Below are 12,144 nucleotides of genomic sequence, written 5' to 3' on the forward strand. Positions count from 1 at the left end.
TTGCAAGCGAGATTCGACATGCTATCCGGCTGGACCATCATCCTGATTTCATTGGCCTACTTGGGCCTGCTGTTTGCCATCGCCTACTTTGGTGACAAAAGCAGTGCCGGAAAACAGTGGGCCAGCAACCCGGTCATTTACTCGCTCTCCCTCGCCGTCTACTGCTCCAGTTGGACCTTTTACGGGGCTGTTGGCCGCGCCGTTTCTACCGGTTGGGAATTCGTCGCCACCTACCTGGGGCCAATTCTGGTATTTCTGCTGGCAATGCGTGTCATCGAAAAGGTGTTCACCGTCAGCAAGCAGCAAAACATCACCACCATCGCCGACTTCATCTCTTCACGCTATGGCAAAAGCCAAAGTCTCGCGGTACTGGTGACGCTGATCGCGGTCATGGGGACCATTCCCTATATCGCCCTGCAGTTGAAGGCGGTAGCTATCAGTTACAACGCACTGGCGCCGGGGGCTACCGAAGCCATGAGCAAGGGCAGTGACACCGCCCTGTTTGTTGCACTGTTGATGGCGGTGTTTGCCATTCTGTTCGGCACCCGGCACATCGACGCAACTGAACACCACGAAGGACTGGTGCTGGCGGTGGCGTTTGAATCACTGGTCAAACTTGCCGCGTTTGTCGCGGTCGGGCTGTTCGTGATCTTCGGCATTTTTGACGGTTTTCAGGACCTGGCTTGGCAGGTGCAGACACAGCTGCGCGACAACCAGAATTTCAGCAACCCGCTTACCACCGGTTTTCTCACCGAGGTGGTTCTGGCCTGCGCGGCAGCCATCTGCCTGCCGCGTCAATTTCATGTCAGCATTGTGGAAAACACCCGACGTCGCAACCTGTACACCGCCCGTTGGCTGTTCCCGCTCTATCTGTTGATACTGGGCCTGTTTGTGCTGCCGATCGCCACCGGTGGCATGATCTTTTTCAACGGCAGTAATGTTGATGCCGACACCTATGTACTGATGCTGCCACTTGCAGAGGGCTCGGGCTACCTGGCCACCTTCGCCTTTATTGGTGGACTGTCGGCGGCCACCAGCATGGTGATCGTGGCCAGCATCACGCTGGCTACCATGGTATGTAACGATATCGTAATGCCGCTGCTGTTCCGCATCTCATGGCTGCGCCTGTCACAATCCCGTGATCTGGGCGCCCTGCTGCTGCGTGTGCGGCGCATCACCATCATCTGCCTGTTACTGATGGGCTACTTCTACTACCGCATCTTGGGCGAACAGGGGCCGCTGGCCTCCTTCGGCCTGCTGGCATTCGTGGCAGCGATCCAGTTCCTGCCTGCCATCATCGGCGGCATCTACTGGCGCAGCGGCAACCGCTACGGTGTGCTGGCAGGGCTCAGCGCCGGCTTTCTGCTTTGGGTCTACACTCTGGTGCTGCCGACCCTCAACTCGGCCCGATTGATTCCGGTTGAATGGCTGCCTCAGGTCAGTGACAGCAACGGTTTACTCAACCCAACCGCCCTGCTTGGCCTGAATGGACTCGACCCATTGACGCACGGTGTGATCTGGAGCCTGGGCGTCAACATCCTGCTGTTTGTGCTGGTCTCACGCTTCACCAGCATCCGCCTGGTTGACCGGATTCAGGCCAGCGCCTTCGTGAACACCTCTGCCAAGGGCATTGCCGACCCATCACGCCATTTCGGGCAAGTGACCGTTGGCGATTTGCAGATGTTGAGCGAGCGTTTTCTGGGCATGAGCCGCACCCGCCAAGCGTTCAGCAGTTTTGGGCAGGGCCGGGGGGAAGGGCCGCCAATGGCAGCCGAAAAGGCGACGCCCGAACTGATCCAGCATACTGAGCGCCTGCTGTCGGGTGCCATCGGTGCATCATCGGCCCGTATCGTCATGGATTCAACCCTGCGCGGTCGCGAGATGGAGATCGGCGATGTCGTCACCATTGTGGATGAAGCCTCGCAGGCTCTGCGCTTCAACCGCTCGCTGCTGCAGTCCACCATCGAGAACATCAGCCTCGGTATCAGCGTAGTGGACCAGCAGATGCGACTGGTCGCCTGGAACCGCCCCTACGTGGAGATGTTCAGCTACCCGGAAGGGCTGATCTGTGTCGGCCGCCCGATTGAAGAGGTGTTCCGTTATAACGCCATCAAGGGCGAATACGGGCTGGGAGATGTTGAGCACCAGGTCAGAATGCGACTGGATTCGATCCGCTCCGGAGCCCCTCACAGCTACGAGCGCTATCGTCCCGATGGTACAGTGCTGGAAGTCCGTGGTAACCCGATGCCCAATGGCGGTTACGTCAACACCTACATGGACATCACCGAGCACAAGCGGATCGAGGAGGCACTGCGCGAGAGCGAGCAGAATATCCGCATCTACACCGACAACGTGCCGGTATTGATCGCCTATCTCGACCCGGAATGCCGCTTTCTGTTTATAAACAAGGCCTATGCGGATGCCTTCGGCCTCGATCGGCACAATATTGCCGGCGTACATTGCCTTCAGGCCCTGCCGGAAGAGGAGTACATCAACCGGCGTCACTATATTGACGCTGCACTGCGAGGTGAACGACAGCGCTTTGAAACCCGCCTGCCCACACAGGGCGACAGCATCCGTTTTGCCGAGGTGACCTACATCCCTCATATTGGTGAATACGGCGATGTTCTGGGCTACTTCACGCTGTATCAGGACATCACCGAGCGTCGCAAGGCAGAGCAGGCACTGCAAGAGACCAACGAGAACCTGGAACAGCGCGTGCGTGAGCGTACCCATGCACTGTCAGTCGTCAACAAGGAACTGCGCAAGGAGAACACCATCCGCGCCCTGATGGAAGATGAACTGCGCCAGGCCAAGTCCGATGCAGAAGCCGCCAACCTGGGCAAGACCCGCTTCCTGGCCGCCGCCAGCCATGACCTGCTGCAACCGCTCAATGCCGCGCGCCTGTTCAGCTCTGCCCTGGCGCAGCAAAGTCACAGCCGCGAGACCAGCCAGCTGGTGGAAAATCTTGACGGCTCACTCAAGGCGGCGGAAGAACTGATCACCGCCATTCTGGATATATCCAAGCTGGATGCCGGTGCACTGGAACCGACACTGACCCACTTCTCACTGGAGTACCTGTTCCAGACTCTGAATACCGAGTTCAGCGTGCTGGCAAAGGAGAAAGGCCTTGCGTTCCACAGCGTCAATTGCCACCAGGTAGTGTATTCCGACCAGACTCTTCTTCGCCGCATCATGCAGAACTTTCTGTCCAACGCCATGCGCTACACCGCCAGCGGCAAGGTGCTGATGGGGGCACGACGAGAGGGCCAGCAGCTGCGGCTTGAAGTTTGGGATACCGGTGTTGGTATTCCCGATAATAAGCTGCGCGAGGTGTTTGAGGAGTTCAAGCGGATCGACAACCCCAAACACAGTCAGGTGAAGGGGCTGGGACTGGGGCTTGCAATTACCGACCGTATCGCCCGCATGTTGGGGCACCAGCTCAAGGTTCGTTCTTGGCCGGGTCAGGGCACAGTATTCAGCATTACCCTGCCACTGGGGGATGCCTCACTGGCACAGAAACCCAAGCCCGAGCAGCGTGGCTGGATACGCAGTAAGGGACTCAACGGCATCAAGGTACTGGTGATCGACAACGAACCCAAAATTCTGGAAGGGATGAGTGCACTGCTGCAGGGTTGGTCCTGTGATGTAGTGACCGCTCTCTCGGGCGATGAAGCGGTTGCCGTCACACTGGAACGCAGCTGGGTACCGGATATCGTGCTGGCGGACTACCACTTGGGCGAGACCGAGACCGGGGTCATGGCACTGCGCCAACTGGCCGTACTTGAGGGCCAGCCTGCCGAGGCAGAATACTTCTCGCCTGCCATTGTGATCACCGCGGATCGCACTGACGAAGTGCGTGACGAGATCGACACGGCTCAGGCACAGCTTCTGACCAAGCCAATCAAGCCGGCGGCACTGCGTGCGATGATCAACAAGATCATTGCTACCTTGAGGGCGGAAAAAGACTGAAAAAAAGGCATGACCCGGGCCGTTATGGCGCCCGGGAAAAGGTGTGGAATCAGACTTCGGTTTTGGGCGGCTCAACGCCCAGACGCTGGGCCGCAATAACCGCTTGAGTACGGCTATGCACACCAAGCTTGCGTAGAATGGCAGTCACGTGGGCCTTGATGGTCGCTTCCGACACACTCAGCTCGTAGGCGATCTGCTTGTTCAAGAGCCCTTCAGTCAACATGGTCAGAACGCGGAACTGCTGCGGTGTCAGGGAGGCAAGCGCCGCCGCAAACTGCTGATCCTCTTCGCTCACATCGCCCATGTTCTCGGTCAGCTCCTGTGGCAACCACTCTTCACCTTCCAATACGGCGGTAATCGCCTCGGAAATGATTTCCAGTGGTGCGGACTTGGGGATAAATCCGGACGCACCGTAATCGATGGCACGTTTCATAACATGCGGCTGTTCACTGCCGGATACCACGACCACCGGCACGCCAGGGTGCTGGCCACGCAGGAACACCAGCCCGGAAAAGCCATGCGTACCCGGCATGTGGATATCCAGCAGCACCAGATCAGCATCGCCGTGTTGTTCGACCTTCTCCTGCACCGCCGCCAGACTGTCGGCTTCGACAATCTCGACACCGGGTACCGCCTGAGTCACCGCTTGTCGCAGCGCTGCGCGAAATAGCGGATGGTCGTCAGCAATAATGATCTTTTGTGCCAGTTGCATGCATCGTCTCCCTCGTTCCTTGGCCCGCTTAAGAGTAGCCGAAGTTGTCGAACGTTGTGCCAATCAGTCAAATAGGGGGCCTTTACTTGGGGGCAATAATACCACCTCATTGTCGACAGTGCTGCACCAAGCTGCGAGTTTGTCGCCAATCCCAAAACAAAAACACCCGCCGGGTGAGCGGCGGGCGTTTCAATGGCTGTTACCCTGTCGGGCGTTGATCAGCCCTTACGGTTCATGCGGTGCTCAATCAGATCATCCACCACGGTCGGGTCGGCCAAGGTGGAGGTGTCACCCAGCGCACCGAAATCATCCTCGGCGATCTTGCGCAGAATACGGCGCATGATCTTGCCTGAACGGGTCTTCGGCATGCCCGGCGCAAACTGGATCAGATCCGGCGATGCGATCGGGCCGATCTCGGAACGAACCCAGTTGCGCAGCTCTTTCATCAGCTCGTCGCTTGCATCGAAGCCGCTCTGCAGGGTGACATACACATAGATGCCCTGACCCTTAAGATCATGCGGGTAACCGACAACAGCGGCCTCGGCAACGGCCGGGTGAGCCACCAGTGCGGACTCGACTTCGGCAGTACCCATGCGGTGACCGGATACGTTGATGACGTCATCCACACGACCGGTGATCCAGTAGTAGCCGTCTTCATCACGGCGGGCACCGTCACCTGTGGTATACACACCCTTGAAGGTGCTGAAGTAGGTCTGAATGAAGCGCTCATGGTCACCCCAGATCGAACGACTCTGACCCGGCCAGGAGTCCTTGATCACCAGGTTGCCTTCACCGGCGCCCTCGATTTCCTTGCCTTCACCATCCAGAAGCGCCGGCTGTACGCCGAAGAACGGGCGCGTGGCTGAACCAGGCTTGGTGGCCGTTGCACCCGGCAGCGGAACAATCATGATGCCGCCGGTTTCAGTCTGCCACCAGGTATCTACGATTGGGCACTTACCCTTACCAAAGATGCGGTGATACCAGGTCCAGGCTTCAGGGTTGATCGGCTCGCCCACAGAGCCCAGCAGCTTGAGACTGGACAGGTCAGAGTCGCCCAGTACATCTTCACCCTGCTGCATCAGTGCACGGATGGCGGTCGGAGCGGTGTAGAACTGATTAACCTTGTGTTTCTCGATCACGCGGCCGAAACGGCTGTTGTCCGGGTAGCTCGGCACACCTTCAAACATCAGTGTGGTGGCGCCGTTGGCCAGCGGGCCGTAAACGATGTAGCTGTGACCGGTCACCCAGCCCACGTCAGCGGTACACCAGTACACATCACCTTCGTGATAATCGAATACGTACTGATGAGTCATGGCAGCGTACACCATGTAACCGCCAGTAGTGTGTTTGAGACCCTTGGGCGCACCGGTAGAACCGGAGGTGTACAGGATGAACAGCGGTGCTTCAGCATTCATCGGCTCGGCCGGGCAGTCGTCGGACTGTTCAGCAACAGCGCCTTCGTACCATACATCGCGACTGTCGTTCCAGGCCACATCCTTATCGACACGCTTGACGACAAATACGGTCTCGATCAGGTTGCCGGCTTCATGATGATCCAGCGCCTTGTCGACATTTTCTTTCAGCGGTACGACCTTGCCACCGCGCAGCGAGTAGTTGGAGGTGATCACCACCTTCGACTTGGCGCCTTCAATACGGGCTGCCAGTGCTTCCGGCGAGAAGCCACCGAATACGATGGAGTGCACCGCACCCACGCGAGCACAGGCCAGCATGGCAACGGCGGCTTCCGGGATCATCGGCATGTAGAGAGTGACCACGTCGCCCTTCTGAACGCCCTTGGCTTTCAGCGCGTTGGCAAAGCGACACACGCGTGCGTGCAGGTCACGGTAGGTAATCTTTTCGTCTTCGCTCGGGTCGTCGCCTTCCCAGATGATCGCGACCTGATCGCCACGGGTTTCCAAGTGGCGGTCAAGGCAGTTGTAGGAGGCGTTCAGTTCGCCGTCTTCGTACCATTTGATATCGACAGTGTGCGGATCAAACGTGGTGTTTTTAACCTTGGTGTATGGCTTGAACCAATCCAGGCGCTTGCCCTGCTCGCCCCAGAAGGCTTCCGGGTCGTTGATCGACTGCTCATACATCGCCTGATATTTGTCGTCATCGGCATGCGCCTTGGCAGCAAAAGCCGGATCGACCGGATATACGTTCTGTTCACTCATCGTGATGCCCTTAGCTTGCGTTTTGTTTTTATAACGTGGAACGCCGCACTTATTTATAGTCGCTATTGTCGGCGCGATCGAGTTGATTAATGAGAGGTTATACCGAAGCCACTCGGGTCCCCTGAATTAGACATTGGTCTACTCGGATACCGACAAAAGTCATATACTACACAGTAAGCGTGCACTTACTTACCTGACAGCAATGACTCCAGATCAATTCCCTCTTCTCGCATTCGCGCCAGCTTGTATCGCAGCGTGCGTGGACTGATGCCCAATTTTTCAGCAGCATCCTTTCGGCTGCCTGAAGTGGCGCGCAGGGCCTCTACGATAAGTTGATACTCATGCTGTTTCAGGTCTTTGCCCAACAAGCCCTCGGCCAGGTCTATTTCAGGCTCGTCTGTCTCCGTGGGCAGGCTGTCTGACGGGGCTGGCTGTGTGGCCCCATTACGCAGCGGGATTGCAGCACTGCCCAGATGCAGATCAGCGGCCGTAATCCGGTTGCCGGCCTGAAGAATCAGCGCACGCTGGATTACATTATCCAGCTCACGCACATTGCCCGGCCAATGATGCTCGCACAAACTGCTGGCGGCTGTTGGGTCCAGCGATGCCAGATTGCGACCCATCTTGCGGCAGTGATGTTTGAGCAGGCGCTCGGCCAGCGGGCGGATATCTTCCGGTCGCTCGCGCAGCGGCTGCCATTGCAGCGGGAACACGTTCAGACGGTAGTAGAGATCCTCACGGAACTTTCCCTCCGCCACGGTCTGTTCCAGCTGGCGGTTACTGGTGGCCAGCAGGCGCACATCCAGCGGGATTACCTTGCGCCCACCAATACGCTCCACCTCCTGCTCCTGCAACACTCGCAACAGCTTGGCCTGCAGCCCCAGATCCATTTCGCTGATCTCATCCAACAGCAGCGTACCGCCGTTGGCCTGTTCAAACTTGCCGGGCTGGCTGCTGATGGCGCCTGTGAAAGCGCCCTTTTCATGGCCGAACAGAGTTGCTTCCAGCATGCTCTCGGGAATGGCGGCGCAGTTGATGGCGATAAACGGCTTGTCAGCACGGGGCGAGTGATTGTGGATATATCGTGCCAGCACCTCCTTGCCGGTACCGGACTCACCGGTGATCAGTACGGTAGAGTCGGTTGTGGCCACCCGTTGCGCCAGCTGCAGCAGCTGGCGACTGCCCGGTGCTTCAGCCACGGGTTCGTCATACTGCGTCGTCAGCAGGCCCTGCGCATGGGTGCGGATAAGATCAATCAGCTGTTGCGGCTCAAAGGGTTTCATCAGGTAGTCAGCGGCGCCGTTGCGGATCGCGTCCACCGCCCGCTCCACCTGACCATAGGCGGTAATAAGGGCCACCGGCAATGAGGGGGTCTGCTGCTTCAGATGGGCCAGCAGTTGATGGCCGTCCATACCGGGCATGTTCACATCAGAGATCACCATATCCACACTGTCCCGCTTCAGCAACGCCAGCGCGTCCTCACCACTGCCGGCTTCCAGATAGTGGATATCCGCCAGTGCCAGTGTATCGGTAATCGCCTCGCGCAGGTCGATATCATCCTCAACAATCAAGACTTTTACACTCATGCCGACTCCTGTGCGGTGGAATTGATCAGGGGCAGACGGAAGCTCGCACGGGTGCCGACACCCGGTGTCGAAGCCAAAGCAAACTCGCCATGATGCGCTCTTGCCATCACCTGAGCGATGGCAAGGCCAAGCCCCGTGCCATGTGATTTGGTAGTGTAGAAGGGCTCCTGCGCCCGCTTCAGTGTAGCGGCATCCATGCCCGGGCCATCATCAATCACTTCAAGCAGTAGTCTGTCTCCCTCTTGGGCCAGACGCAGCGTGAGCTCAGAGCCCTCTTCGCAGGCCTGCAGGGCGTTGTTAACCAGATTGAGCACTGCCCCAAGCAGGGCTTCGAGATTGCACTGGATCACCGCATCAGGTGCTTCGTTGATGCAATCACAATCTGCATCGTGCTGGCTCAAAGGCTGATCCAGCAAGTCTTCCAACCTTGCCATCAAGGTACGGCCATCAACACGGTCTTCCAATCGGGTTTCACCGCGGGCGAAGATCAACATGTCACGCACCTGCTGCTCTAGGTGAGTCAGGCGCGATTTAACCTTGCCGGCAAAGCGGATCCGCTTGTCATCATCCAGCTGCGGTGCCATCAAGTGGCTGGCGTAGAGCAGTGCCGCCGACAGCGGTGTGCGCACTTGATGCGCCAGCGAGGCCATCATCCGTCCCATTTCCGACAGCCGCTGGTAATGGTGCAGCTGCTCCTGCAGCGTACGGGTGTGGGTCTGGTCGGTGATAAACACCAGCTGGCCCGGTTCGCCATCCAATGCCTGTGTCGACAGACTTACACGGCGGCCGTTCTTCAGCGATACCTCATGGCCATCGTCTGGCCTCGGTGCAAAACACTGATTGATCACCTCCAGCCAGGTTTTATTGGCCAACTCTATCCCCAGCAACAACACCGCAGCCGGGTTGAATTCGGTAATACGTCCGGTTTGACCGATAACCAGCACTCCGCCGGGCATGCGATCAATCAGGCGGCGCAGGCGCTCAAGAGCCACCCTGTCGGCCTGAAGTGCAGACACCTGACGTTCAAGTTCGGCGATCCGTTGTTGCAGCTGTTGGTGTTCAATCACTGGCGTTCAATCCCGTATTTGCGCATTTTTTCCACCAGTGTGGTACGCCGAATCTGCAGCAGGCGTGCCGCTTTCGATACTACCTGATCGGTCGCATCAAGTGCCTGATGGATCAAGCGTTGCTCATGGGATTCCAGCCAGGCCTTGAGATCAACCCCCTCGGCAGGCAGTGCCTCAACAGCGGCAACTTCGGCGGATACGACAGGTTGATCTGTATCGACCTGCAGCGGCAACTCAGGCCGTGCATAACGTTCAGGGTCCGGCTCTTCAATATGGCGAAATTTGGGTGGCAGCTCCGACACCCCGATCACACCACCAGGGTGAATGATACTGAGCCGTTCAACCAGATTGGCCAACTCCCTTACGTTGCCCGGCCAAGGGTGCAGGCGCAGGGACTCCAGCGCGGTCGGATGGAACTGCAGCCGGCCGGAGCCGGTCTCATCCAATTGCTGACTCAGATTATTGATCAGCAGTGGCAGATCCTCCAGTCGGTCGCGCAGTGCCGGCATTTCGATGGGGAATACATTGAGGCGGTAATACAGATCTTCGCGGAACTGCCCATCCTGAATCATCAGCTCCAGGTTCTTGTGGGTCGCGGTAACGATGCGCACATCCACTTCCAGTGTTTTGCTGCCCCCCACCCGCTCAAACTGCCGCTCCTGCAACACACGCAGCAGCTTGACCTGCATCGGCAGCGGCATATCACCGATTTCGTCCAGAAACAGCGTACCGCCGTTGGCGAGTTCAAACCGACCGGGTCGGCTGGAGATAGCACCGGTAAACGCCCCTTTCTCATGACCGAACAGCTCACTTTCGAGCAGCTCGGATGGAATGGCGCCACAGTTGACCGGCACAAAAGGCCCGTCACGGCGCGGCGAATGCTCATGCAGGCAACGCGCCACCACCTCCTTGCCGGTACCGGACTCGCCGGTGATCAGGACACTGATATCACGTGGTGCCACCTGAGCAATAAGGTGCCGGATCTCGCGAATGGGCGCACTCTGGCCGACAAAACCCGGCATATCCGGCAGTGCACGCGGCTCAGTTATGCCACGCTCACGCAGAAGGGCACACTGATGCAGCCAATCCAGTAACTGTGGATAACGATAAGGCTGCGCCAGCACACCCAGAATACCGGACTGCGCAAATGCAGCCTGATCAAGCTCCGGCCAGTCGCAGGTCAACAGCTTAGGGATAACCGGACCCCGATCCAGCTCGGCGACCAGCTTATTCAGCGCAATTGGCAGACTGCTCTCACCAATCAACACTACCCCCACCGAGTCCAGCGCAAATGCCCTGCTCTGCTGTAGCCAGCTTACAAAGTCAAAAACATGACACTCAAGCTCGATAAACTGCAAACAGGCACGCAAGGTCTCACGCCTGTCAGCATCGTCATCGATGATCAGAGCCTGGAAAGGAGGCTGGTCAGAAACTCCACTGTTGGTTATGCTCATGGGGGTGTCCGGGCATTGTCAGGATTCTGACAATCTACCGAATAGAGAGGATATGTCAATAGATTGACGTAATGGTTTTTTTGTTGGGCCACCCTTAATAATTACGTCCTGTTACCGATACACCCAATAAGATAAAAGCGGTACACAAACTCGCAATGCTTGAAAGCCCAGGAGCAAGCATGACACAGGCAAGAACAGCACTGGTTACTGGTGCAGATGGATTTATCGGCTCACACCTGACTGAACTCCTCGTCCGAGAAGGCTACAAGGTCAAAGCATTGTCACAATACAACTCCTTCAACCATTGGGGCTGGTTGGAAAATATTGATTGCCTGAACGATATAGAGGTATTGAACGGCGATATTCGTGATCCGCACTACTGCAAACACATCACAAAAGACACTGATGTTGTGTTTCATTTGGCCGCTTTAATCGCAATCCCCTACTCCTACCTGGCTCCGCAAAGTTACATGGAAACCAATGTCAACGGTACGTTGAATATATGTCAGGCAGCTCTCGAAAACGGCGTTGAGCGGATCATTCATACCTCAACAAGTGAGGTGTACGGTACCGCGCAGTACGTACCTATCGATGAAAATCACCCGTTGCAACCTCAGTCACCCTATAGCGCATCCAAAATCGGCGCTGATGCAATGGCCATGAGCTTCCACAACGCTTTTGGCCTTCCATTGACCATCGCACGCCCTTTCAACACCTATGGCCCTCGCCAATCTGCACGCGCCGTTATTCCCACAATCATCAGCCAGATAGCATCCGGGATGAAAGAGATCCAATTGGGCGACCTGAGTCCGACACGAGACTTCAACTACGTCACAGACACTTGCGCAGGCTTTTTGGCACTGGCTGCAGCTCCAGAGGCAATTGGCGAAACGGTTAATATCGCCTCAAACTACGAAGTCTCCATCCGGGACACCTTGGAGCTCATCCGAGAACTCATGGGTAGCGATGTACAGTTCATTACGGATGAACAACGTTTACGACCCGGCAAGTCCGAAGTATTCAGACTCTGGGGCTGTAACAAGAAGCTGCATGGCCTGACAGGCTTTACACCTGCTTTTGAATTGCGTTCGGGCCTCACGGAAACCATCGAGTGGTTCACCCGACCTGAAAACCTGCGTCAATATAAAGCCGGCATTTACAATGTCTGAAAAAACCGTT

The 12,144-nt window shown here is 57.1% G+C and carries 7 protein-coding genes; 2 read left to right on the forward strand and 5 right to left on the reverse strand.

Translation table 11 applies throughout. The annotated features are described in order from the left end of the window. The first annotated feature begins 18 nt into the window (after nucleotides 1-18). The gene (locus tag ACAM29_RS12380) at nucleotides 19-3,972 is read left to right on the forward strand and encodes a NahK/ErcS family hybrid sensor histidine kinase/response regulator (protein WP_369624315.1); all 3,954 of its coding nucleotides are present in this window, start codon (nucleotides 19-21) and stop codon (nucleotides 3,970-3,972) included. Between the two features lie 49 nt (nucleotides 3,973-4,021). On the opposite strand, the gene ACAM29_RS12385 is transcribed toward ACAM29_RS12380, so the two are convergent. From ACAM29_RS12385 to ACAM29_RS12405, 5 genes are all read right to left on the reverse strand, one after another. Beyond that, nucleotides 4,022-4,684: a response regulator transcription factor gene (locus tag ACAM29_RS12385; RefSeq protein ID WP_091822470.1), complete on the reverse strand. Its 663-nt coding sequence runs from the start codon at nucleotides 4,682-4,684 to the stop codon at nucleotides 4,022-4,024. A 218-nt stretch (nucleotides 4,685-4,902) separates the two neighbouring features. Next, nucleotides 4,903-6,858: an acetate--CoA ligase gene (gene acs / locus ACAM29_RS12390; protein WP_369624316.1), complete on the reverse strand. Its 1,956-nt coding sequence runs from the start codon at nucleotides 6,856-6,858 to the stop codon at nucleotides 4,903-4,905. Between the two features lie 185 nt (nucleotides 6,859-7,043). Next, nucleotides 7,044-8,444, reverse strand: a complete 1,401-nt coding sequence (locus ACAM29_RS12395) for a sigma-54-dependent transcriptional regulator (protein ID WP_369624317.1) — start codon at nucleotides 8,442-8,444, stop codon at nucleotides 7,044-7,046. Beyond that, nucleotides 8,441-9,511 carry a PAS domain-containing sensor histidine kinase gene (locus tag ACAM29_RS12400; RefSeq protein ID WP_369624318.1) on the reverse strand — a complete coding sequence of 357 codons (1,071 nt, stop codon included), beginning with the start codon at nucleotides 9,509-9,511 and terminating at the stop codon, nucleotides 8,441-8,443. Before ACAM29_RS12400 ends, ACAM29_RS12395 begins: the two co-directional genes overlap by 4 nt. Beyond that, complete coding sequence (locus tag ACAM29_RS12405; protein WP_369624319.1) at nucleotides 9,508-10,965, reverse strand: sigma-54 dependent transcriptional regulator; 1,458 nt, start codon at nucleotides 10,963-10,965, stop codon at nucleotides 9,508-9,510. Before ACAM29_RS12405 ends, ACAM29_RS12400 begins: the two co-directional genes overlap by 4 nt. A 155-nt stretch (nucleotides 10,966-11,120) precedes the next feature. On the opposite strand from ACAM29_RS12405, the gene ACAM29_RS12410 reads away from it, so the two are divergent. Then, the gene (locus ACAM29_RS12410) at nucleotides 11,121-12,134 is read left to right on the forward strand and encodes an NAD-dependent 4,6-dehydratase LegB (RefSeq protein WP_369624320.1); all 1,014 of its coding nucleotides are present in this window, start codon (nucleotides 11,121-11,123) and stop codon (nucleotides 12,132-12,134) included. The last annotated feature ends 10 nt before the right edge of the window (nucleotides 12,135-12,144 follow it).

Source organism: Marinobacterium sp. BA1 (genome assembly GCF_041155135.1).
Classification (GTDB): Bacteria; Pseudomonadota; Gammaproteobacteria; order Pseudomonadales; family Balneatricaceae; genus Marinobacterium; species Marinobacterium iners.

Bases quoted from the DNA above. Each gene is read 5' to 3' on its own strand.
- ACAM29_RS12395 (WP_369624317.1), bottom strand. From the start codon at position 8,444: ATGAGTGTAAAAGTCTTGATTGTTGAGGATGATATCGACCTGCGCGAG.
- acs (WP_369624316.1), bottom strand. From the start codon at position 6,858: ATGAGTGAACAGAACGTATATCCGGTCGATCCGGCTTTTGCTGCCAAG.
- ACAM29_RS12405 (WP_369624319.1), bottom strand. From the start codon at position 10,965: ATGAGCATAACCAACAGTGGAGTTTCTGACCAGCCTCCTTTCCAGGCT.
- ACAM29_RS12380 (WP_369624315.1), top strand. From the start codon at position 19: ATGCTATCCGGCTGGACCATCATCCTGATTTCATTGGCCTACTTGGGC.
- ACAM29_RS12410 (WP_369624320.1), top strand. From the start codon at position 11,121: ATGCTTGAAAGCCCAGGAGCAAGCATGACACAGGCAAGAACAGCACTG.
- ACAM29_RS12385 (WP_091822470.1), bottom strand. From the start codon at position 4,684: ATGCAACTGGCACAAAAGATCATTATTGCTGACGACCATCCGCTATTT.